Below are 23,177 nucleotides of genomic sequence, written 5' to 3'. Positions count from 1 at the left end.
TATTTAATAATTATATTTTTTATATCCTACGTTCAATTATACCGAAATAATATATTAAACCAATATCTTTAGTTCATTAAAGTACCAACTTATCCTAAGTATAATTCTTTATATTATTTTTTGAGGACAACATAATTAAGGGCAGCCTTAATTATAAGTCTGCCCACCTAAACAATATAAAAATATTTCGATATATTTTTGTAGAAGAAATATCTTTACGGAACTAGCCTTTTTACAACTGGTATTCTTTGCAATACTAACGTTATTACCATACTAAGGAAAAGTGTAATAATTACATTTATAGGTATTGCCAATATTGCATGTACATGTGCATTCACCTTTGGAATGACTATGTATAGATAATTATTTAATAAGAAAAAGTGAAGAATATAAATCCCAAGACTTGCTTGGTTTATGCCGCGTAATAAAAATGGCAATTGTCTTTCTGAATTTTGGAAAGCATATCTGAAAAAGACAAATAACCCGATTGCCATAAGTACAACACCTGGCGCAAAATATTCATACCAATATTGATCTAACTGTCCATTCGCTTTAACTGTATAATGATATGTAATAAAGAATGTACCAATAAACCCTACAAGCCCTCCAATGTAAGAAATATTTCTCCACTTTTTCACAATATCATAATTCGATAAGTAATAACCAAGTAGAAAATATCCTACATAATTTGTAACATAAAATAATTCAATATTAAAGTTGATAGGATAATAATAGTTTACTAGTTTAACTATAACAGATGCATATAGCCATAAAATTAAAAAATATTCTATCTCTCTCTTCTTAGCATTTTTCACAAATACTTTTAGTAAAGGTGCAATTAAATATATTCCTACAATCATGTATAAGAACCATAGATGTAACCCGATACTATTTGTTAAAAAGTACTTTATCCCTTGCTTTAAAGAAGCCGGAAAATATCCTACGCAAGCCCCATAGATATAAAATATAGCACTCCAACCTATCAAAGGTATAATCACTTTACTTGCACGTTTCTTTAAAAATTCCCCAATAGAAGTATCTTTTGTTCCCTTTAATAATAGGGCTCCACTAATCATTACAAAAATTGGTACACTAGCACGCGAAAGTGAGTCGTAAAAATTACCAGCCAACCAACGCGACACGTTATTTGCATCTAACGTAGAAACATAACCAGCAGCAACGTGAATTGTAACGACCGCAATTGTCGCCACTACACGTAGCCAATCCATATATACCGAACGCTTCATCAAATCTCCCCTAAATTAATAAATTTAAACATCCGTACCTATACATAATTTTACATTGAATTGTAATATATTGAAACAATTTTTAGCTATACTAAGCCACAATATGAGTAAATAAACTTCAATTTTCAAATATAAACATGAAAACCTTTGACTTATTACTAAAAATACTGTAAATTATCATTTGGACGAACGTTTTTAAGTAAACTATGTGAAATATTCGTATTTTAGGGGTGCAAATGATGGAAAACGTATTTGACTATGAAGACATTCAATTAATTCCTGCAAAATGTATTGTAAATAGCCGATCTGAGTGTGATACAACTGTCACTTTAGGAAAACATAAATTTAAATTACCTGTCGTACCTGCAAATATGCAAACGATTATTGATGAAAGAATCGCAACTTATTTAGCTGAAAATAATTACTTCTATATCATGCATCGTTTCCAACCAGAGAAACGAATTTCATTCATTAGAGATATGCAATCACGTGGATTAATTGCTTCAATCAGCGTTGGTGTTAAAGAAGACGAGTACGAATTCGTACAACAATTAGCTGCTGAGCAACTTTCACCTGAATACATTACAATCGATATCGCACATGGTCACTCTAACGCTGTGATCAACATGATTCAACATATTAAAAAACATTTACCAGAAAGCTTCGTTATCGCTGGAAACGTTGGAACTCCAGAAGCAGTAAGAGAATTAGAAAACGCTGGTGCTGATGCAACAAAAGTTGGCATTGGACCTGGTAAAGTTTGTATTACTAAAATTAAAACAGGCTTTGGAACTGGCGGTTGGCAGCTAGCTGCACTTCGCTGGTGTGCAAAAGCTGCAAGTAAGCCAATTATCGCTGACGGTGGTATTCGTACACATGGCGACGTAGCTAAATCAATTCGATTTGGAGCAACTATGGTTATGGTCGGTTCTCTATTCGCAGGTCATGAAGAGTCTCCAGGGGAAACAATCGAAAAAGATGGCAAACTTTATAAAGAGTACTTCGGTTCAGCTTCTGAATTCCAAAAAGGTGAGAAGAAAAACGTTGAAGGTAAGAAAATGTTCGTTGAGCATAAAGGTTCTTTAGAAGACACTTTAATCGAAATGGAACAAGATCTTCAATCTTCTATCTCTTACGCTGGTGGAACAAAATTAGACGCAATTCGTACTGTAGATTATGTAGTCGTGAAAAACTCTATTTTCAACGGTGACAAAGTATATTAATTTATAAATTTAACTAGAAGGACAAGCATAAAAAATGCTTGTCCTTCTTTTTCATGTATAAAAATGTAAAATATTTTCATTTCACTGAATTTTCTAGTATCATGTTTTTAGATACTTATAATAAGGGGGATATAACAAATGAAAAATGTAATTGAGAAACGCCTTATTCGCGCGGAAGTCTCTACTGAATTGACATGGGACCTTTCTGATTTATACGAATCTGATAAAGAGTGGGAAACTGCATTACGTGTATTAACAGCCGATATAAAAAAACTTGATGCATTTAAAGGACAATTACACACTAGCCCCGCTACCTTATTAAATTGCCTACTTTTAGAAGAAGAGCTTTTAATGAAGTTAACAAAACTCGGCGCATATGCAAATTTAAAAGAATCCGCTGATCGTACAGATCCAGTTATTCAAGCGAACTCTTCCAAAATTTCCGCTCTAGGAACGAATGTACATACCGCACTATCCTTTATTCATAACGAAATTCTCTCATTTGAGGAGGGAACAATTGAAAAATATTTAACTGAGGAAATAAAACTTGAACCTTTCCATAAATCATTACTAGAGATACTCAAAAAGAGGCAGCACACACTCTCTCCTGAAACAGAAGAAGCTCTTGCTGCACTCGGCGAAGTTCATAGTTCACCCTACAAAATTTACGGCATGACTAAATTAGCCGATATGGATTTCCCTTCTATACAAGATGAACAGGGAAATGATTTGCCTGTATCGTTTGCATTATTCGAAAGCAAATATGAATTTTCTCCAAGCGCATATATACGTAAAAAAGCATATTCATCATTTGTTTCCACATTGAAACGATATAAAAATACAGTTGCAACAACATATGCTACTGAAGTAAAAAAACAAGTGGCGCTTTCTCGTTTGCGCAAGTACGAGTCCGTTACCCATATGCTTTTAGAACCTCAAAAAGTTCCACTTGAAATGTATAACAACCAACTAGATATTATTTATAACGAATTAGCGCCTCATATGCGCCGTTTTGCAGATTTAAAAAAGAATGTATTAGGGCTTGATCAAATGCTTTTCTGTGACTTACATGCACCGTTAGATCCTGAATTTAATCCAACAATCACTTACGAAGAAGCTGGCAAACTCATTCAAGATTCTTTAAAAGTATTAGGAAATGAATATAGTTCCATTATCGAAAAGGGCTTCAAAGAAAGATGGGTAGACCTTGCAGATAACGTAGGAAAATCAACAGGTGCCTTCTGCTCTAGCCCATACGGTTCCCACCCTTATATTTTAATTACATGGCAGGGTACGATGCGCGGGTGTTTCACATTAGCTCATGAATTTGGACATGCTGGTCATTTTTATTTAGCAAATAAAAATCAGCGTATTATGAATGTGCGTCCATCTATGTACTTCGTTGAAGCCCCATCAACGATGAATGAATTACTATTAGCGCAGCATTTACTTGCGACTACTGAAGATAAGAGAATGCGCAGATGGGTTATTCTGCAACTACTCGGCACATATTACCACAACTTCGTTACCCATCTACTTGAGGGAGAATATCAAAGAAGAGTATACGCTCTAGCAGAAGAAGGGCAAGCACTCACAGCTACAACTTTAACTGAAATAAAAACGAAGGTCCTTTCGACATTCTGGGGAGATTCCGTAGAAATTGATGAAGGCGCCGGTTTAACATGGATGCGTCAACCTCACTATTATATGGGCTTATATTCTTACACATATTCTGCGGGACTAACTGCTTCTACCGCTGTAGCTCAAATGATTAAAGAAGAGGGACAACCTGCTGTTGATCGCTGGCTTGATGTACTCCGTGCAGGCGGTACAATGAAACCACTTGAATTAATGAAACACGCTGGAGTAGACATGTCAAAACCAGATGCAATCCGTAAAGCCGTTTCTTACGTCGGTTCCTTAATTGATGAATTAGAACGTTCTTATCAAGAATAAAAATAAGCCCTCGCTTTATGAGGGCTTATTCTATATTTACTTTCCAAATCTTTTGCGGTATCCGCACTTTCTACATAGTTCTTCTACTGCAACCCTTTTTGAAAATCCATCTACAATATTGTTCGCTCTTTCGCCTTCAATAATATTAGAGAATGAATCATTATTAATATTTCCGAGATTAATAATTCCCTCACCATCTAGACAACAAGGAATAACCGTTCCATTCGCTAAAATACCTGCCTGATTTCGAAGACCATGACAGAATCCTTTTCCATCATCCTCTTCTTCATGCAATGCCGGCCACTGGAATTCATAGTCTTGATTAATAAAGACACGTTCCGCAATTTTTATACCTTTTCCTGGTGTAAGCTTCTCTTCAATGTTATAAGAAAGATCAAACTCTTTTTCGATAATAGATAATAAATCTCTATTCCGCTGAATTTCAAGATTCGTTTTGTTGTCCTGAGTTAAATTCCATAACCTTAGCGAAACAATTAAATCCGATTGACTCGTCGCTTCTCTAATGAAAGAAAGTATACTCCTTACATAGCCCTCTTTATCTTGCGATCCTGGGTGTCCATCAAAACTGTGCAGTGAAAAATTCATTTGTCTTAGAGCTGGCTTATTTAACAGTCTATGCCTTCTCTTATTAATTAACGTTCCGTTCGTTGTAATATTAACTTTAAACCCTTTTTCATGGCTTAAATCTAATAGTTGATCTATTTTCGGATGGAGCAACGGCTCACCCTTCACGTGCAAATAGATGTAGTCTGTGTGAGGTTTAATTTGGTCTAATCTTTTAGCAAAATCCTCCACAGAAATGAATTGCTTCTGCCTTTCCGTCGGCGGACAAAAGCTGCACGCAAGATTACATACGCTTGTAATCTCCAAGTAAAACTTCTTAAACTTCTTCACCTTTAATTCCTCACTTCTCTGACTACTTATACTTTTTCCTCTTCATATTACAGCATATTTTTTTAGAAATAGAAACATACTTATTTTAGGAAATCTACATACCATCTATTAATGTTTAAAAGACCATCGATGATTTTTATCCAATGGTCTTTCCCACTATTAATTACCTTTAACCTCCTTTACATACTCCCATGTTTCACCTTGATTTTTAGATTGATAAAGTATACTACTATTACCATTATAGTCTCCATCTGATCCTTGCCCAACTAACATGTTAAAAACCCCATCCTTCTCATAAGGCATATTAGGAAAATCAAAAGGGGTTATTAATTGTCCACTCTCTAGCTTCACTTCATGATTTATATAGCTCACCTTTTTAAAAGTTATACCCACATCATCTGTACGGTATAGCCCTCCTTCAGTGCCAGAGGGTCTAGCTGCCCTTAAAAATCCGAGTTTCTCATTAAAAAAGATGATTCCTGATGCACTACCAACTGCTTCATTGAATGGGTCTTCATTTATAACTGCCCATGTTTCTCCACCATCTATTGTCTTGCTTAGTGAATAAAAGGTACTCCCTAATGCTTTATCTGTAACATGTAGTTTATAACCTACTTCTTTTGAAAAGTAAAATTGCTCATTATCATTAGTTAAATCCTCTTTTTTCTTTTTAAAACTACTTTCCTTACTCCAATTTGGATCACCTAGCAAATTATATCTAGCAGGTACTATCTCTTTCTCTTTTCCAGGGACAAATATAGATACTGTATATCCAATTATTTCGGATTTTGCTTCTTCTAACTTCTCTAATTTCCCATCTTTATTAATATTGATAATTCCTTCTGTATTGTAACCCCAATTTCTTTTCCCATAATAAACTAATCCATACTGATTTTCATTCCACTTACTAACAGTTTGTTTAACCGGAATCGCTTGAACCGTTTTAATTAAAGGTTTTACTAATTTATCTTCATTATAATCAGCGTTAACATGCCCATTTAGTCTTACAAAAATATTTTTCGATTTATTTTTATTATAAGATATTAAGTAACTTTCCTCTTTTCCAGCAGCATTTTTTCCATAAAGAAAAGTATCAAATGATGTAATTGTTCCATCTGAGTTAAATTTCAATGCAAAATCATCTGACATATATAACTTCTTTGACAAAGTATATTTCTTATTTATATCTTCAAAAATACCCTCTACACCATACTTATATATATTATCACGCTCAAGTTCAACTGATCTTTCGTTTTTTACGCTTTCTATAAACCATGCTAGCTTACCACCATAATTCGTTGCACTTTTATAAATTTTTATCCCATAAAAAAGCGTTATAAAGATAATGATGATAACGGAAACATATTTCCATCCCTTTATATTTAATAATTTTGATAATTCATATTCCCTATTTTTTATAACTTTAATTGTAGTAAATATAATTATAAGTATTAAAAATGCTGTACATAATAACAAAATATAAATATTATTATTCACTCTTCCATACATACATAACAAAGCTAACTCATAACAAAAAATCCAGTATCCGATTATTAATAATGGGTTTTTTAGTAATGATATAAGTATTTTTTTCATATTTCCCCTAAATATGTTAAGCCCCCCTAATTACATCTAATACTTCTTTTCTCCTATATTGAGTATACTTGATTTTACCAAACACTCGCATATCCCATATTTATTGTACATTTTAATTACGATCGGTTAAATCTAAAATAATAAAGTGCGTATAAAAAAGCACTCTATCCTGTAAAGATAAGTGCTAATTTCTTAATCATATTTTTTATTCAATATACAGCCAATAATACTTTATGTTATTACACAAGGCATTATTAACTTTCGATTACTACCCACTATTTATGATACGGTTCACCGCGATTAATCCGAAACGCTCTATACACTTGCTCAAGTAATACTAATCGCATTAATTGATGTGGTAATGTCATCTTTGAGAAAGAAAGAGATTCGTTTGAACGCTTCATTACTTCAGAACTAAGCCCCAGTGATCCGCCAATTACAAATGTGATTTTGCTCTTTCCATATGTAGCAAGGCGATCTAAGCTTACTGCAAATTCTTCTGATGATTTTTGTTTTCCTTCTATTGCTAACGCAATGACGTGCGTATCATCAGAAATTTTATCCAGTATACGTATGCCTTCTTTTTCTTTTACAATTAACATTTCTGCTGCACTTAAATTTTCTGGTGCCTTTTCATCTGGCAATTCAATTACTTCTACTTTTGCGTAAGAAGATAATCGTTTTAAATATTCTGCTATACCTTGTTTTAAGTACTTTTCTTTTAATTTCCCAATTGAAATAATCGAGATATTCACATTTATTCCCCACCTTACAAACACGTTATCCACAGGACTTATCCACATATCCACAAATGTTACCCACATATTGTGTGAGAATCTGTGTTCGATACAACATATGTCGCCTCATTTTGACAAAATTCACATGTTTTTTTCTCTTCTTTAGAGTTATCCACATTGTTAATAACCGGTGCGACTTCACACTCATCCACAATGATATCTAATGCTAATTCAACATGTTCTAAACAACAAGGTAAATTCATATTCTTCACCTCACTTTTCTACAATAGAAAACAGGAGGTAGGCCCTCCTGTTTTTAATACTTTTGAATGCCTAATTTCACCGTTGTTGTCGCTCGTTTTGTACCACGATAAAACGTAAGAGTCATTTTATCATTAATTTTTTTATTATATAAGGCCGTGCGGAATCCAATAATATCGTGCACCGCTTTTCCATCTACCGCCACAATAACATCATGTTCTCTAAGACCCGCATCCGTACCTGGCGAAGGACTTTTCACATCTAAAATGCAGACTCCTTCTTTTACGTTATCTGGTAATCGTAACGTTTTTGACCAGTAGTAACTCGGAATCTCGTTTAAAGACCTTAGTTCAATCCCAACATAAGGTCTTTTTACTTTACCGTACTTTTCTAGTTCATTCATAATAGGAACAGCTCTCGTAACTGGAATAGCTAGTCCAATTCCTTCTACTTCTTTTGCTGCAATTTTCATTGAGTTAATACCTATTAATTGTCCCGCTACATTTACAAGCGCTCCACCACTATTACCTGGATTAATTGCCGCATCTGTTTGCAATACTTCTACTTGCCAATCGTAATGTCCATCTTGATTTAAATCTACAGGAACAATACGCTCATTAGCCGAAATAATACCTTGTGTGACAGTTCCGGAAAATTGTAGCCCAAGTGGATTTCCAATCGCAATAACTGGTTCTCCTCTACGAACGGTATTAGAATCGCCAATTTCAATCACTTTCTTCACATACTTCGCATCTATTTCTAGTACCGCTAAATCAGTGACTACATCGGTTCCTAATACTTTACCTGGAATTTTCTTACCGTCACTTAAGCTCACTTCAATACGATTCGCCCCAGCAACAACGTGGTTATTCGTTACAATATACGCATGTCCATCTGTTTTCTTATAAATCACACCAGATCCTGTACCAGCTTCCGAATCAGCCTCTGAAAAATCGTCTCGTTGAATATTAATAACACCAACAACAGCCTCTGAAGCACGATCAACAGCGTCTACAAAGCTAATCTGTTTAACAGGAACATTTCCACTTTGAGCTTCAGCCATATTTTTTTCACTTGCTTCGGCTTGCGGAAGCTTACCTGCATGATTTGAAAATAAAGGAGCTCCAAATGCAAATAATGAAGCCCCTACAATTGTCCCTGCTATGCTAGAAATGACAATACCTTTATGTTTCTTTTTCCCTGCACGTTTAATACGATATTTTTCTTCATCAATAAAGGACATATTTGTTCACCTATCTTCCTGAAAACAACTATATTCACCTTTATTGTTTACTAAAATGAAGAATTATACGTATTGAATTTTCGTAGGCATTTTTTGATCCGTATCATGTATTTCAAAGGATTCTCCAACCCCAAAACCCTTTTCTTCTAATACTTGTGATACAGACATACGCGCTAATTCTTTCATGTTATTATCTAAGCTTAAATGTGCTAAATAAATGTGTTTTGTCTCATCTGTAATAACATCAGCCATCGCTAATGCAGCGTCCTCATTACAAACGTGGCCAACGTCGCTTAAAATACGTCGCTTAATGCTCCATGGATAGCGTCCCATACGAAGCATTTCCACATCATGATTGCTTTCAAACACGAAAGCATTTGCTCCCTTAATAACACCTTTCATACGGTCACTTACGTAGCCCGTATCTGTAATAAGAGCTAACTTTCTATTATTGTTATGAAAAGCGTAAAACATCGGTTCCGCCGCATCATGAGAAACGCCAAATGATTCAACTTCAATATCCCCAAATGTTTTCACGTCTCCTACTGAGAAAATGAATTTTTGATCAGTTGGGATATTACCTATTAAATGTTCCATTGCATTCCATGTTTTCTCGTTCGCATAAACAGGTAAATCATATTTACGCGCCAATACACCTAATCCTTTAATGTGATCACTATGCTCATGTGTTACAAGAATACCTGATATGTCATTTATATTCAGTTCAGCTTGTTTAAATAAAGACTCTGTCGCTTTACCACTTAAACCTGCATCGACAAGCAGTTTTTTTTCATCTGTTCCTACATATAGCATATTCCCTGTACTTCCACTTGCAAGTACACTAAAATGCATGCTCATTCTTTCTCACTCCATTATGTTCTTCCGGCACTTGAGTTTCCCCTAATTCCATAACTTGTCCTTCAATTGCATTCACAAAAAAATCCTTTTTTTGTTCTGTCTTTAAGTTCCATGTTGGAGCAAGCACTTGTATATTAGAAGAAGACTCCGCAAGAGTCGCATATCCAATCTGCGCCTCTTTCACGTGCGTATTTTCTGCAATTTTATTTTTCAAATATATATTTTCTAAAGCTGTTTGAGCAGTAATAATTTCTTGTTCTTTCGTCTTTTCGCTTTCGCCCATTTCCTTCAAATCCGTTAACATTGTTTGTGTATATGAAATAAGCTCATTTTTTTCATTTAAATCTACAACAATCATCGCACGATTATTGTAGAAGATTGGTTTATCTTTATACTTTTGAAAGAAGTAAATTTTTGAGTCCTTTATTGCTCCAAACTCATATTTTTGTCCATCCAGCACATAATTTTTCAAAAACTCATTATACTTATCTTTTGACAATGATTTTGTATTTAAAAAAGGCTCTTTTAATTTACCCTCTATTTGATATTCGTCTTGCACATGCGCTGTCTGATTTTTTAAAGATTGCACATCTTCTTCTTTGAAACCCTTATTTTTTGCCATTATAAATGACTCTTTTTTCGGTTCTTTAGGGAAATTTCCCATAGTAATTTTTTCAGCTTTTAATTGCTGATCGATTTTCGTTTCCGTCACAAGTTCTAATTGATTACTATCTTGCTTTTGAATGAACTGAAAGATAAGAAAGAGGTCTAAAACAAAAAAGGTCACAATAAATATTGTTTTAATTCGATCCCAATCCATTTAGTCCCCCCTCACTCCACTCATATATTTGTTGCTTACCATCTTCTTCACATTTTACATACCATATCGGCTGTAAGACAGCGATTCTCACATCACTGATGGAAGGTTCCAATGACATTTTATAACCAATACCAACATCCTGAATTGATTTTTTATCAATTTCCGGGTTATTCTCTAGTGATGTCATCACTGTATGACCTGATGCAAGAGAAGTTGTTTGTTGTTTACTAGGCAAAGTAATACTGAACTCAAAAAAGGGTCTTTCATACTGCATAATTTCACCTGAACCCCATACTTGTTTTAATTCCGCTATTCCATTGGCATTAAATACAGGCAAACCATCCTCATATAAACGGAATGAAGTTTTCCTCCCATTAATATAATCAAAACGATAGGACTTCAAGGATCCACTATGCCCACTTACAAAGTCAAAACTTTTTTGTAAAATCACCGCATTATCCGTAGGTTTATCACCATGTACAGCGGAATTTTTATATTTCAACATTGCATCCAACTTATCAATTTCCATAGAACGGATGCCATCCGTAAATGTTTCCTTTTCTTTCTCAGAAATAGGACTTAAATAACGTGGATCACTAAATAAAGCATTTTTGAATGGATCCACTTCTAGTTTAGCTGTAATATACTCTGCCTTACTTAATTCCGTAATCCCATCTGGTAAAAAAAGTTTTTTTGTATCATTTATTTGATATTCAAAATATGGTCTTGCTACTGTTATAAGTTGATTTTGAGCATTTATAATATCCTTTATATAAGCACCACTCAATGTTGCTTGATATATTTTATGAGGAGTATCATAGGAAACAAAGCTAACTTTAATTTCTTGGTCCTTACTTCTAGAAGGATCAATTATAATACGATTAAAACTTCTGTTACTTTCTATGTTTTTATCTTTAATATTAAACATATCTTTAATCGTATCTAACGGGATATTTGTAGGAAAAACAAATTCAATTTTTTCTTCTCCGTGTACATAAGACAGAAAATCACCTTTAGGGACTGTCCCCGTTATTTCCCCGAAATTATGTAATTCTCCGTTTTCAAGAATTTTATAGATTGAATCCACATTTGCCTTCTTTTCGCTTACATAATGATTTTTCTCTTTATGAATAACGACAGAGGATGGGCGAACAACCTCCGAAATCTTTACCTGATTTATCTCTTCGTTACCTTGAACGAACTTTGTATTTTGCATAGAAGTAGAATCAGGAACATATGTCCACAAGTTAAAAGTAAGAAATAGACTAATGACAACCAAATTAATTAGAACTATCGTTTTAAAGTTTTCCATACTCATTCCCAATCGTCCTCTTCATCTGTCGCCATTGGCAATGTGAAATAAATAGTTGTCCCTTTTCCTTCCTCACTTTTCGCCCAAATCGAGCCGCCATGTGCCTCAATCATTTCTTTCGCAATGGCTAACCCAAGACCTGTACCACCCATTTGTCTCGAACGCGCTTTATCTACACGATAAAAACGTTCAAATATTTTATCTACATTTTCTTTCGGAATTCCCATTCCTTGATCACTCACACTAATCTCTAATAACTCCCCGCGGTCACGTAGGCGATATGTTACTGTACCACCTTCTGGCGAATATTTTAGTGCATTAGAAATAATGTTATATAAAACTTGCGTAATTTTGTCTGTATCCATATCAATAAATCGAGATTTTTTAGAGAAAGATCGTTTGAAGCTTACATTTTGCTCTTTAGACATTTCAAAGCGATCGATAACGTTATTAAAGAAGTCAGTAAAGTCGACCCATTCCTTCATTAAGCGATGTTCTGTACTATCTAGTTTAGATAGTTGTAACAATGCATTTACAAGCCTGATCATTCTTTCCGTTTCCTCTTGTGTAACCGTTAAAAATTGCGGTGCAATATTTGGATCTTGCCATGCTCCATCAGTAAGTGCTTCTAGGTAACTGCGCATCGTTGTTAACGGCGTTCTTAACTCATGAGATACGTTCGCAACAAACTCACGGCGCTCTTGTTCTATCCGCTCCTGCTCTGTTACATCATATAATACAGCAATTAAACCATTTGCCTTCCCTGTTTCTTTTTGAATAACAGAGAAACTAGCACGTAAAATATATGGTTCATTTCTCGTACTAAAATCTAATAAAACTGAATCAGGCTCTTCATATAAATGATCAAGTGTAAATTCTTCTTGTATTCCTAGCACTTCTAACACTGATTGATCTAGCGCCGTTTCACGCGAAACATTTAACATCTTTTCAGCAGGATCATTTAATAAAATGATATCCCCTTTTCGATCAGTAGCAATTACTCCATCTGTCATATGTGATAAAACGGATGATAATTTTCGTCTTTCACTTTCTGTGGAGGAACGAGCTTGTTGTAATTTTTTAGATAAATTGTTAAAAGATAATGCTAATTGTCCAATCTCATCGTGACTATGCACCTTTACTTTTCGCGAATAATTTCCTTTCGCCATTTCAATTGCTTGTCTTCGCATATCTGAAATTGGTCTCGTAATTGTTTGAGCCAATAAAATTCCAAGTACAGCTGTTACTAATAAAGCAATTACTGTCCCCGTTGCGAAAATTTGGTTGATGTCCTTCATTTGTTTATACACATCTTCCATAGATGCAACGATATGAATGACGCCAAGTACATCTCCGCCCGGCTCTTTTAGAATAGGGGTAATCATAACTTGAACTCGATGACCTGTATGTCCATCTTTCTCAATCTTTGACTCTGGTTTCTTTTGTACCATTACCCGTTGTACAGCTGTATCTGCTGACGTTCGTCCTACCTTATTTTGCTTAGACGTGTCTGAAATTGCCATTAATTTTTTAGTAGAATCAATTACACTTACTTCTTGAATATCTCTCTTACGATCTGATGCGAATTTTTGAATCGAATCATTAATAGCTTTATCTACTGATTCTGTTTTAGGACGTTCTTTTACAAACTCTTGCTTCAGGTTATAAGAAAGTAAGTTTGTTTGCTGCGTTAAGGAATCTTGAAAGCCTTTTACAAGGCTTTTTTCTAATTCCCTGACGAAATATACACCAATTACTTGCATTGCTATTAATATTAACAGCATATATATGAGCACAAATTTTAAATGAATAGATTGAAAAAAGCCAACTTTCTTCATATACTATTCCTGTTCTGGGTCACGCAAGTAATACCCTACCCCACGTCTAGTTACAATTAAAGTAGGATGACTTGGATTATCTTCAACTTTTTCGCGTAAACGACGTACTGTTACGTCTACTGTACGTACATCTCCAAAATAATCATAACCCCAAACTGTTTGTAATAAATGTTCACGAGTCATAACTTGACCTAAATGCTTCGCTAAATAATGTAGTAATTCAAATTCACGATGTGTAAGCTCAATGCTTTCTTCACGCTTCGTTACACTATAAGCGTTCGAATTGATAACGATTGGTCCAATAACCATTTCGGTATTTTCTTCTTTCTCTGCAGCACCACCCTGCTGATGGCGACGTAAATTTGCTTTCACACGAGCAAGTAACTCCCTCGTACTAAATGGCTTCGTTACATAATCATCTGCCCCAAGCTCAAGCCCTAATACTTTATCAATTTCAGAGTCTTTTGCTGTAAGCATAATAATTGGCATTTCTGAGCTTTTACGTATTTCACGACATACCTCTAAACCGTCTTTTCCCGGTAACATAATATCTAATAAAACCATATCTGGCTGTTCTTCATTTGCTTTTTCAATCGCCTCATCACCATCATGCGCCATTACAATTTCAAAACCTTCTTTTTCTAGGTTGAACTTCAAAATATCCGCAATTGGCTTTTCATCATCAACTACTAAAATTTTCTTTCCCATCATCGCCTATTTCCTCCTTATAAAAATATGATCAATAATCCTCAAACATATTGGTGTTTCTATATGACAACAATCTTAGTCTAAGTATTTCTCCTCTATTCTCATAGACTCATGTATCATCCACTTTTACACGGAATCCTATACGATCTATAGAAAAACCTCTAGCTTCAACTGCTAGAGGCTCCTCATTCTATTGTAAAATAACTACCCACATTTGTAAAACTGGACAAAATAAAAAGGATATTAAGTGGGCCCACTTAATATCCTGAGAGTGGCTCGGGACGGAATCGAACCGCCGACACGAGGATTTTCAGTCCTCTGCTCTACCGACTGAGCTACCGAGCCAAAACTATATATAAAACCACTAATGGTGGTATAAACAAAAGTGGCGGTCCCGACCGGGGTCGAACCGGCGATCTCCTGCGTGACAGGCAGGCATGTTAACCACTACACCACGGGACCAAAAATGAACATAAAAAAACATGACCCGTACGGGATTCGAACCCGTGTTACCGCCGTGAAAGGGCGGTGTCTTAACCACTTGACCAACGGGCCACGAAAAATAAAATGGTGAGCCATGAAGGATTCGAACCTTCGACCCTCTGATTAAAAGTCAGATGCTCTACCAACTGAGCTAATGGCTCATACTCACCAACGTCATATTTTCGTGACGACAAGACATATCATAACATGTTATCTTTTATTTTTGCAATACCTTTTTTAATTTTTTTATAAAAGATAAGAAAAAACTCATGAAAACATGAGTTTTTTCTTAAAAAAATCAATTTTTTATATCAATTAAGCTTCGTATACATTACGAACGATATTTGTTTGATTACGATCTGGTCCAACTGAGAACATAGATAATTGGATTCCTGTTAATTCAGAAACACGCTCTACGTATTTTCTTGCATTTTCAGGAAGTTCATCCAATGATTTCATAGCAGTAACATCTTCTGTCCAACCTGGAAGCTCTTCATATACAGGCTCACATTTCGCTAAAATGTTTAAGTTAGCTGGAACTTCATCGATAACTTCGCCATTGTATTTGTAAGCAACACAAATTTTAAGAGTTGGGATACCTGTTAATACATCGATAGAGTTTAATGATAAGTCTGTTAAACCACTAACACGACGTGCATGTCTTACAACAACGCTATCGAACCAACCTACGCGGCGCGGACGACCAGTTGTTGTTCCGTATTCACGACCAACTTCACGAATTTGATGACCGATTTCATCATTAAGTTCCGTAGGGAATGGACCATCACCAACACGGCTTGTATATGCTTTACATACACCTACAACGCGAGTAACTTTCGCAGGACCAACTCCAGTTCCAACTGTTACACCACCAGCAATTGGGTTAGAAGATGTAACGAACGGGTACGTACCGTGGTCGATATCAAGCATCACACCTTGTGCACCTTCAAATAATACACGATGATCGTTATCTAGTGCATCATTTAATACGACAGATGTATCGCATACGTAATGTGCGATTTGTTGTCCGTATTCGAAGTACTCTTCAAAGATTTCTTCTACACTGAAACCTTCTGTATCGTACATTTTTTCAAACAAACGATTTTTTTCCACTAAATTGCGCTCAAGCTTCTCTTTAAATGCTTCACGGTCTAAAAGATCAGCCATACGGATACCAATACGAGCAGCTTTATCCATATATGCAGGACCGATACCTTTTTTCGTTGTACCGATCTTGTTATCACCTTTACTCGCTTCTTCTAACTCATCTTGTTTTAAGTGATAAGGTAAAATAACGTGCGCACGGTTACTTACACGTAAATTATCAGTACTTACACCACGATCGTGTAAGTATTTTAACTCTTCAAGTAATGCTTTCGGATCTACTACTAAGCCGTTTCCGATTACACAAATTTTCTCTTTATAGAAAATACCAGATGGAATTAAGTGTAATTTATATTTAACTCCGCCGAAAACAATTGTATGTCCCGCATTATTTCCACCTTGATATCTTGCAACTACTTCCGCATGCTCAGAAAGAAAATCAGTGATTTTACCTTTTCCTTCGTCGCCCCATTGTGTTCCTACAACTACTACTGAAGACATTATTAAAGCACCTCCGCGATTTTCAAACGATCTATTCAAACAATATAATTGTACCAAAACCGAAAAAGAAGTCAACCAAAAAGCGAACATTTTTTTATTAAAATTCATTTTCGTTCGTAAGAATTATATTTTCACATTATGAAAGCCTTATCTTTCCTATATAAAAAAAGAAACACATCTTATTATAAGAAATGTGTTTCTTTTTTATACTTACCTTTATGCGTGCGGTGCACGTCCATCCTCAAAGCGGCGTTCTAAGTTGACGAATTTATTAAATTCCTTAACAAACGCAAGCTCTACTGAACCTACCGGACCATTACGTTGTTTTGCAATGATAATTTCAATTGTATTTTTATTTTCTGTTTCACGATCATAGTAATCTTCACGATATAGGAAGGCTACAATATCAGCATCCTGCTCGATACTTCCTGATTCACGAATGTCAGACATCATCGGACGTTTATCTTGACGAGATTCTACACCACGAGATAACTGCGACAAGGCGATAACAGGTACTTGCAATTCACGTGCAATCCCTTTTAATGTACGAGAAATCTCAGATACTTCCTGCTGACGGTTTTCTCCTGATTTCCCACTTCCTTGAATAAGCTGTAAATAGTCAATCAAAACCATCCCAAGACCTTGTTCTTGCTTTAATCTACGACATTTTGCTCGAATCTCATTTACTTTAATCCCTGGTGTATCATCAATATATATACCAGCATTCGACAGGCTACCCATCGCCATTGTTAATTTCGCCCAATCATCAGAAGTTAATGAACCGGTACGAAGTCTTTGCGCATCAATATTTCCTTCTGCACAAAGCATACGCATAACAAGCTGATCAGAGCCCATCTCCAAACTAAAAATCGCTACATTTTCATCAGTTTTCGTCGCTACGTTTTGTGCGATATTTAATGAAAATGCAGTTTTCCCCACCGACGGACGCGCTGCTACGATGATTAAATCATTTCGCTGAAAACCAGCGGTCATCTTATCTAATTCAGTAAATCCAGTTGGTATCCCGGTAACTTCACCTTTTTGATTATGCAAAAGTTCAATTTTATCATAAGCATCTACAAGAACATCTTTAATGTTTTGGAATGCTTTTGCATTTGTTTGGTGAGATACTTCTAATATTTTTTTCTCAGCCTCATTTAAAAGGCCATCCACATCATCTTCTCGCTCGTATCCATCCGATACAATATGAGTCGCCGTTCGAATTAAACGACGTAAAAGTGCCTTTTCAGCGATGATGCGTGCATAATATTCTACGTTAGCAGCTGTTGGAACAACTTCTGCTAATTCTGCTAGATAAGAAACCCCACCAACTTCTTCTAGTACTCCTTGATCAGCCATCGCTGATGTCATTATTACTAAGTCGATTGGTTCTCCCTTATCAGACAACCCAAGCATGACTTCAAAAATCTTTTGATGTTTCGTTCGATAGAACGAGTCAGGTAGCAACAGCTCTGATGCTGACGTTAATGCATCTTGATCAATCAATATAGCCCCTAAAACCGCCTGCTCTGCTTCTATATTATGCGGAGGGGTACGATCAGCCAGTACATCACTCATGCGCAATCCTCCTTGCTCAATTTATTTTTATTGTTCACTAACATGAACTTTTACTGCCGCTGTTACTTGCGGATGCAATTTTACAGTGACTTTTGTATAACCTAATGCACGGATTGCATCGTCCATTTCAAATTTACGTTTATCAAGTTTAATCTTGTGTGATTTTTGCATTGCATCTACAATTTGTTTGCTTGTAATAGAACCAAATAAACGGCCACCTTCTCCAGATTTCGCCTTTAATTCTACAGTTAATTTCTCTAATGTTTCTTTTAATTGTTTTGCACTTTCAAGCTCTGCTGCTGCATCTTTTTCCTCTTTGCGCTTTTGAGCATCTAAAGTTTTCATACTGCTGTTTGTCGCTTCGGCAGCTAACCCCTGTTTTAGTAAGAAATTATTTGCATAACCGTCTGGTACGTTTTTTATTTCTCCTTTTTTACCTTTACCTTTTACGTCTTTTAGAAAAATTACTTTCATGATTGTGTGCCTCCCTGTAAATAGTCATCAATAACAAATCGAAGCTTCTCCTCCGCTTCATCTACTGTAACATTTTTCATTTGTGTGGCTGCATTTGTTAAGTGCCCGCCACCTCCTAAATTCTCCATAATTAGCTGTACATTCAATTCACCTAAAGATCTACCACTAATTCCAATGAAATTTTCACCACGTTTTGCAATAACAAATGATGCAATGATACCTGTCATTGTCAATAATGTATCTGCTGATTGTGCAATAAGTACTTGGTCATAATATTCATCACCATCAACTTTAGCAATCGCAATTCCATTTTTATAAATGTACGCATTTTTAATGGCTTTTGCAACTCGTAAATACTGACCCATATCTTCTTTTAAAAGTTCTTGTACAAGTACAGTGTCTGCGCCATGCGAGCGTAAATAAGAAGCAGCATCAAATGTACGAGCGCCTGTACGGAATGTAAAACTTTTCGTATCAACAATAATACCAGCTAACAATGCCGTTGCTTCTAACATTGTCATCTTTAAATTTTTCGGTTGATACTCAAGTAACTCTGTAACAAGCTCTGCCGTTGAAGAAGCGTACGGTTCCATATAAACAAGTAATGGATCTTCAATGAAATCTTCCCCGCGACGATGATGGTCAATAACCACCACATTTTCAATCTTATGTAACAGTTTTTCCTCCATCACCATTGAGGGTTTATGCGTGTCAACAACAACAAGTAATGAATCATCATTTGCAAATTCCATCGCTTGCCCTGGTGTAATAAAGTGTGACCATAACTCTTCATTTTGTTTCACTTTATCCATCAAACGTTTGATTCCTTTATCAGAATCATTTTTATCTAATACAATATATCCTTTGCGCTCATTTAATTGAGCTACCTTTAAAATACCAATCGCCGCACCAATCGCATCCATATCAGGGGCTCTATGCCCCATTATAATGACATTACTGCTTTCTAATACTAAATCCTTTAATGCATGCGAAATAACTCTAGCACGTACACGAGTACGCTTTTCGACCGGATTCGTCTTGCCACCATAAAACTTAACTTTACCCGTTGCTTGTTTAATAGCTACTTGGTCTCCTCCTCGTCCTAATGCAAGGTCTAAACCAGATTGAGCCATCGCTCCAAGCTCCGATAAAGGTAAATCACCTGAGCCAACACCAACACTTAATGTAAGTGGTATATTCCTTTTTGATGTTTCTTCACGCACTTGATCCAAAATACTAAATTTCCCTTTCTCCATTTGCGCTAAAATACTTTCATTTAGTACAACGAAGAATCTTTCTGAAGATGCACGTTTCAAATATGCACCATACTTAACAGCCCATTCATTTAGACGTGATGTCACAAGACTTGTTATATTCGTACGTAATTGATCATCTAACCCTTGTGTAACTTCATCATAATTATCTAAATAAATAACCGCCAAAACAGTGCGCTGATCCTCATACATTTTTTCAATCTCTGTTTGCTCAGTTACATCAAAAAAATAAATTAGTTTTTCTTCTTTCCTTACAAACACACGGAACTTCCGACTATTTAAAGATACTATATCATCAGAAGTCTCTCCTTTAATAAAAAGGAGTAATGTTTCTGATACATCGTACAGATGCCACCCAGCTAATGCGTGTTGCCCCAAACATGAAGACAAATAAGGATTTGCCCAATCAATCCCATACTCCTTATTGTATAACAATATACCGATTGGCATCTGGTTGAATGCTTCGTTACTCACTTTTTTTACCCTAGTAATCATATCTGTCGTATACTTTTCAAAATTCCTTTGAAAGGTAAGTTCAAATCGTATAACTAAAAAGAAAACGATGCTAAAAACAAAAAAGGAAGATATACCCATAATTAAGTGGAAATAACAGAGAATCGAGATTAGCACCAACACAAAAAATGCCAACACGTAAACAGGATATAAAAACCACTGTTTCTTATAAAATTCAGGCATGTATACAACTCCTATAAAGTAAAACTAACTCACCTTCCAGTTAGTTAAACAAATTAAAATAGTGTAAGGAATATTATTTTATTCCCCTATTTTAGAACGCAATGAAATCCCTAAATCAATTATACCTAAGATTGTCACAAGAGGAAACAGCATTGGAATAAACATACATACAATAAAACTAATAATAGGAATACCTCTCGTAAAACCTTTTCTGTGTGCTAAAAAGGTGATAAACGTTAATCCTTGCAATACAAGCAGCAACGCAAAGATTACATATAGATTAGAAAATACCATATGTAAATATGATGTTGGTTCTACTTTTATAAAAGTTGATAGCAAAATAAATATGACGTAATACCAGACAATACTCTTTGGCAATTGTATATCTTTAAATTTAGGCCAAGGTGTCACGTCGTGCTTTAATTTTCTCAAAACACTACCTGATATTAGCACTGTGATCCAAGAAAAACATACAGAAACTAGCACAAGTATACTTGGAAATAACGTTTGTAGTATATCATTCATTTGTGCAAACAACTCTTTTTGTTCCTTACTAACTGGCATACCAGCAGCATTTGCTATCTTTTCACTTTGCGCCATACTTTCACTAAACATATTTTGCATTTGCTTCATTAAATCTATGTTAAAAAACTTTATACTTCCAACATAAATGAGCATCATACCAATTAAATATGCAAGTGTTCCAGCTATTAATATCTCCACTGGTTTTTTTCCTTTTTTATACATATATCCTAATACAACACCTATTAGTCCAAACATCACTGTCTTTATGAGACTAATTGGTTGACTCACGATAACTGTAACAAAAAGCGCTGCTACAAAAATCATGAATACATTAGATAGTTTATGTCTTACTGTTAATAATATAAATGGTAACGGCAACGCAAATATTGCAACTGTACCTAAAATCGGAACATACATAGATATCAGCAGTAAAATGGCATATGTAGCCAATAACGCTGCACCCTCAGTAATAAATCTCGTATTTTTCATCATCCAACCTCTCTCCCAAAAAAAGAAAAGCATAGCAAAATGCACAGTAGAGTCCGACTCTACTGTGCATTTCATACGCTATTATTCACCAACATATGGTAAAAGTGCCATTTGACGAGCACGTTTAATTGCAACTGTAAGTTTGCGTTGGTATTTCGCGCTTGTTCCTGTTACACGACGAGGTAAAATTTTACCGCGCTCAGAAACGAAACGTTTTAATAAATCAACATCTTTATAGTCAATGCGAATGATGCCGTTAGATGTAAAGAAACACACCTTACGACGTTTCGCACGTCCACCTTTGCGTCCTGCCATGTCTATTCCCTCCATTCTTTGTTAAAAATAACCGATTCATGCCATTAAAATGGTAAATCGTCGTCCGAAATGTCAATCGGTTGACCAACATTCGAAAATGGATCGTCATTCTTTGTAAATCCAGAGTTACCAGTGTTACCTGAGTTACCCGGATTACTAGACTGACCAAATGGGTTAGAGCCTTGGTTACCGTAACCAGCTCCTGATGGTTGCTGATTGAATGAACCACGTTGCTCCCCACCGCCATTACGCGGCTCTAAAAATTGTACGCTCTCCGCAAGAACCTCTGTTACATATACACGTTTACCATCTTGTCCATCGTAAGTACGAGTTTGAAGACGTCCGTCTACGCCTGCTAAGCTACCTTTTTTCAAATAATTTGCCACGTTTTCTGCTTGTTTACGCCATATTACACAATTAATAAAGTCAGCTTCACGCTCACCTTGTTGATTCGCAAATGCGCGATTCACAGCTAACGTAAAAGTAGCTACTGCAACACCATTGGGCGTGTAACGTAAGTCAGGGTCCTTAGTTAAACGACCAACGAGGATAACACGATTCATCAATCGAACCACTCTCCCTATATATCTTAATTATTTTTCTTCTTCTTTAACAACGATATGACGAAGGATATCTTCGTTGATCTTAGCTAAACGGTCGAATTCGTTAATCGCTTCTGAATTAGAGTTCACCTTTAAGATCATGTAGAAACCTTCACGTAAGTCGTTGATTTCGTAAGCTAAACGACGCTTACCCCACTCTTTTGTGTTAATGATTTCTGCACCATTGTTTGTTAAAACACCTGCGAAACGTTCAACTAAAGCTTTTTGAGCTTCTTCTTCAACGCCAGGACGAATGATGTACATAATTTCGTACTTTCTCATTACACTTTCACCTCCTTTTGGTCTAAACGGCCCATAATGGGCAAGGAGCAATTAATTTATAGTAATTACTCACGAGTTTAGATTATATCATAGTAAGTTATATGAATCAACTCACCAATACGTAAAAAACTTGGCAAACA

The 23,177-nt window shown here is 35.5% G+C and carries 21 protein-coding genes and 4 tRNA genes; 2 read left to right on the top strand and 23 right to left on the bottom strand.

What is annotated here, in order from left to right:
• Nucleotides 1-215: 215 nt before the first annotated feature.
• Nucleotides 216-1,247, bottom strand: coding sequence for an acyltransferase (locus tag ACE38F_RS01835; RefSeq protein ID WP_215554904.1), 1,032 nt, complete (start codon nt 1,245-1,247; stop codon nt 216-218).
• Between the two features lie 239 nt (nt 1,248-1,486).
• On the opposite strand from ACE38F_RS01835, the gene guaC reads away from it, so the two are divergent.
• Together guaC and pepF are read left to right on the top strand one after the other, a co-directional pair.
• Entirely contained in the window at nt 1,487-2,470 is a 984-nt protein-coding gene (guaC, locus tag ACE38F_RS01830) for a GMP reductase (protein WP_002068771.1), read from the top strand.
• A 138-nt stretch (nt 2,471-2,608) separates the two neighbouring features.
• Nucleotides 2,609-4,426 (top strand): oligoendopeptidase F, encoded by a 1,818-nt coding sequence (gene pepF / locus ACE38F_RS01825; protein WP_375371052.1) that lies wholly within the window; start codon nt 2,609-2,611, stop codon nt 4,424-4,426.
• Between the two features lie 36 nt (nt 4,427-4,462).
• Here the strand turns inward: pepF and ACE38F_RS01820 are convergent, their stop codons facing one another.
• From ACE38F_RS01820 to rpsF, 22 genes are all read right to left on the bottom strand, one after another.
• Nucleotides 4,463-5,341, bottom strand: a complete 879-nt coding sequence (locus tag ACE38F_RS01820) for a radical SAM/SPASM domain-containing protein (protein WP_088293174.1) — start codon at nt 5,339-5,341, stop codon at nt 4,463-4,465.
• 159 nt (nt 5,342-5,500) lie between these two features.
• Nucleotides 5,501-6,937, bottom strand: a complete 1,437-nt coding sequence (locus ACE38F_RS01815; protein WP_375371051.1) for a WD40/YVTN/BNR-like repeat-containing protein — start codon at nt 6,935-6,937, stop codon at nt 5,501-5,503.
• 275 nt (nt 6,938-7,212) lie between these two features.
• Nucleotides 7,213-7,692 carry a 23S rRNA (pseudouridine(1915)-N(3))-methyltransferase RlmH gene (rlmH, locus tag ACE38F_RS01810; RefSeq protein ID WP_002113213.1) on the bottom strand — a complete coding sequence of 160 codons (480 nt, stop codon included), beginning with the start codon at nt 7,690-7,692 and terminating at the stop codon, nt 7,213-7,215.
• Nucleotides 7,693-7,751: 59 nt separating this feature from the next.
• The gene (locus ACE38F_RS01805) at nt 7,752-7,937 is read right to left on the bottom strand and encodes a CxxH/CxxC protein (RefSeq protein WP_002035001.1); all 186 of its coding nucleotides are present in this window, start codon (nt 7,935-7,937) and stop codon (nt 7,752-7,754) included.
• Between the two features lie 53 nt (nt 7,938-7,990).
• Entirely contained in the window at nt 7,991-9,178 is a 1,188-nt protein-coding gene (locus tag ACE38F_RS01800) for a S1C family serine protease (RefSeq protein ID WP_002068748.1), read from the bottom strand.
• A 63-nt stretch (nt 9,179-9,241) separates the two neighbouring features.
• Nucleotides 9,242-10,036, bottom strand: coding sequence for an MBL fold metallo-hydrolase (locus ACE38F_RS01795; RefSeq protein ID WP_375371050.1), 795 nt, complete (start codon nt 10,034-10,036; stop codon nt 9,242-9,244).
• The gene (locus ACE38F_RS01790; protein WP_002166372.1) at nt 10,020-10,856 is read right to left on the bottom strand and encodes a two-component system regulatory protein YycI; all 837 of its coding nucleotides are present in this window, start codon (nt 10,854-10,856) and stop codon (nt 10,020-10,022) included. Before ACE38F_RS01790 ends, ACE38F_RS01795 begins: the two co-directional genes overlap by 17 nt.
• Nucleotides 10,837-12,174 (bottom strand): YycH family regulatory protein, encoded by a 1,338-nt coding sequence (locus ACE38F_RS01785; RefSeq protein ID WP_375371049.1) that lies wholly within the window; start codon nt 12,172-12,174, stop codon nt 10,837-10,839. The genes ACE38F_RS01790 and ACE38F_RS01785 overlap by 20 nt, the downstream gene beginning before the upstream one ends.
• Nucleotides 12,171-14,006 (bottom strand): cell wall metabolism sensor histidine kinase WalK, encoded by a 1,836-nt coding sequence (gene walK, locus ACE38F_RS01780; RefSeq protein WP_215554910.1) that lies wholly within the window; start codon nt 14,004-14,006, stop codon nt 12,171-12,173. The genes ACE38F_RS01785 and walK overlap by 4 nt, the downstream gene beginning before the upstream one ends.
• Before the next feature lie 3 nt (nt 14,007-14,009).
• Nucleotides 14,010-14,717 (bottom strand): cell wall metabolism DNA-binding response regulator WalR, encoded by a 708-nt coding sequence (gene walR, locus ACE38F_RS01775; RefSeq protein ID WP_002089942.1) that lies wholly within the window; start codon nt 14,715-14,717, stop codon nt 14,010-14,012.
• Nucleotides 14,718-14,986: 269 nt separating this feature from the next.
• Nucleotides 14,987-15,059 (bottom strand) — tRNA-Phe (locus ACE38F_RS01770).
• 41 nt (nt 15,060-15,100) lie between these two features.
• A tRNA-Asp gene (locus ACE38F_RS01765) sits at nt 15,101-15,176 on the bottom strand.
• Between the two features lie 21 nt (nt 15,177-15,197).
• A tRNA-Glu gene (locus tag ACE38F_RS01760) sits at nt 15,198-15,269 on the bottom strand.
• 13 nt (nt 15,270-15,282) lie between these two features.
• Nucleotides 15,283-15,358, bottom strand: a tRNA-Lys gene (locus tag ACE38F_RS01755).
• 154 nt (nt 15,359-15,512) lie between these two features.
• Nucleotides 15,513-16,802: an adenylosuccinate synthase gene (locus ACE38F_RS01750; protein WP_215554911.1), complete on the bottom strand. Its 1,290-nt coding sequence runs from the start codon at nt 16,800-16,802 to the stop codon at nt 15,513-15,515.
• 216 nt (nt 16,803-17,018) lie between these two features.
• Nucleotides 17,019-18,380: a replicative DNA helicase gene (dnaB, locus tag ACE38F_RS01745; protein ID WP_215554912.1), complete on the bottom strand. Its 1,362-nt coding sequence runs from the start codon at nt 18,378-18,380 to the stop codon at nt 17,019-17,021.
• A gap of 27 nt (nt 18,381-18,407) precedes the next feature.
• The gene (gene rplI / locus ACE38F_RS01740) at nt 18,408-18,854 is read right to left on the bottom strand and encodes a 50S ribosomal protein L9 (protein WP_002144568.1); all 447 of its coding nucleotides are present in this window, start codon (nt 18,852-18,854) and stop codon (nt 18,408-18,410) included.
• Nucleotides 18,851-20,824: a DHH family phosphoesterase gene (locus tag ACE38F_RS01735; RefSeq protein ID WP_215554913.1), complete on the bottom strand. Its 1,974-nt coding sequence runs from the start codon at nt 20,822-20,824 to the stop codon at nt 18,851-18,853. The genes rplI and ACE38F_RS01735 overlap by 4 nt, the downstream gene beginning before the upstream one ends.
• A gap of 78 nt (nt 20,825-20,902) precedes the next feature.
• Nucleotides 20,903-21,838 (bottom strand): YybS family protein, encoded by a 936-nt coding sequence (locus tag ACE38F_RS01730; protein ID WP_215556655.1) that lies wholly within the window; start codon nt 21,836-21,838, stop codon nt 20,903-20,905.
• An 81-nt stretch (nt 21,839-21,919) separates the two neighbouring features.
• Nucleotides 21,920-22,153: a 30S ribosomal protein S18 gene (gene rpsR, locus ACE38F_RS01725; protein WP_215554914.1), complete on the bottom strand. Its 234-nt coding sequence runs from the start codon at nt 22,151-22,153 to the stop codon at nt 21,920-21,922.
• 44 nt (nt 22,154-22,197) lie between these two features.
• Nucleotides 22,198-22,719 (bottom strand): single-stranded DNA-binding protein, encoded by a 522-nt coding sequence (gene ssb / locus ACE38F_RS01720; RefSeq protein ID WP_215554915.1) that lies wholly within the window; start codon nt 22,717-22,719, stop codon nt 22,198-22,200.
• Between the two features lie 27 nt (nt 22,720-22,746).
• Nucleotides 22,747-23,037, bottom strand: coding sequence for a 30S ribosomal protein S6 (gene rpsF, locus ACE38F_RS01715; protein ID WP_002144565.1), 291 nt, complete (start codon nt 23,035-23,037; stop codon nt 22,747-22,749).
• Nucleotides 23,038-23,177 lie beyond the last annotated feature (140 nt).

This window comes from Bacillus altaicus (assembly GCF_042136375.2).
GTDB lineage: Bacteria > Bacillota > Bacilli > Bacillales > Bacillaceae_G > Bacillus_A > Bacillus_A cereus_U.
Note: the sequence above shows the minus strand (reverse complement) of the source record. Positions and strands in the feature narration are given on the sequence as shown.

Coding starts and splice junctions, on each gene's coding strand:
- rpsF (WP_002144565.1), bottom strand. CDS start 23,037: ATGAGAAAGTACGAAATTATGTACATCATTCGTCCTGGCGTTGAAGAA.
- rpsR (WP_215554914.1), bottom strand. CDS start 22,153: ATGGCAGGACGCAAAGGTGGACGTGCGAAACGTCGTAAGGTGTGTTTC.
- ACE38F_RS01790 (WP_002166372.1), bottom strand. CDS start 10,856: ATGGATTGGGATCGAATTAAAACAATATTTATTGTGACCTTTTTTGTT.
- dnaB (WP_215554912.1), bottom strand. CDS start 18,380: ATGAGTGATGTACTGGCTGATCGTACCCCTCCGCATAATATAGAAGCA.
- ACE38F_RS01835 (WP_215554904.1), bottom strand. CDS start 1,247: ATGAAGCGTTCGGTATATATGGATTGGCTACGTGTAGTGGCGACAATT.
- rplI (WP_002144568.1), bottom strand. CDS start 18,854: ATGAAAGTAATTTTTCTAAAAGACGTAAAAGGTAAAGGTAAAAAAGGA.
- ACE38F_RS01730 (WP_215556655.1), bottom strand. CDS start 21,838: ATGAAAAATACGAGATTTATTACTGAGGGTGCAGCGTTATTGGCTACA.
- guaC (WP_002068771.1), top strand. CDS start 1,487: ATGGAAAACGTATTTGACTATGAAGACATTCAATTAATTCCTGCAAAA.
- pepF (WP_375371052.1), top strand. CDS start 2,609: ATGAAAAATGTAATTGAGAAACGCCTTATTCGCGCGGAAGTCTCTACT.
- ACE38F_RS01735 (WP_215554913.1), bottom strand. CDS start 20,824: ATGCCTGAATTTTATAAGAAACAGTGGTTTTTATATCCTGTTTACGTG.
- walR (WP_002089942.1), bottom strand. CDS start 14,717: ATGATGGGAAAGAAAATTTTAGTAGTTGATGATGAAAAGCCAATTGCG.
- ACE38F_RS01800 (WP_002068748.1), bottom strand. CDS start 9,178: ATGTCCTTTATTGATGAAGAAAAATATCGTATTAAACGTGCAGGGAAA.
- walK (WP_215554910.1), bottom strand. CDS start 14,006: ATGAAGAAAGTTGGCTTTTTTCAATCTATTCATTTAAAATTTGTGCTC.
- ACE38F_RS01785 (WP_375371049.1), bottom strand. CDS start 12,174: ATGAGTATGGAAAACTTTAAAACGATAGTTCTAATTAATTTGGTTGTC.
- ACE38F_RS01750 (WP_215554911.1), bottom strand. CDS start 16,802: ATGTCTTCAGTAGTAGTTGTAGGAACACAATGGGGCGACGAAGGAAAA.
- ACE38F_RS01795 (WP_375371050.1), bottom strand. CDS start 10,036: ATGAGCATGCATTTTAGTGTACTTGCAAGTGGAAGTACAGGGAATATG.
- ACE38F_RS01805 (WP_002035001.1), bottom strand. CDS start 7,937: ATGAATTTACCTTGTTGTTTAGAACATGTTGAATTAGCATTAGATATC.
- ACE38F_RS01815 (WP_375371051.1), bottom strand. CDS start 6,937: ATGAAAAAAATACTTATATCATTACTAAAAAACCCATTATTAATAATC.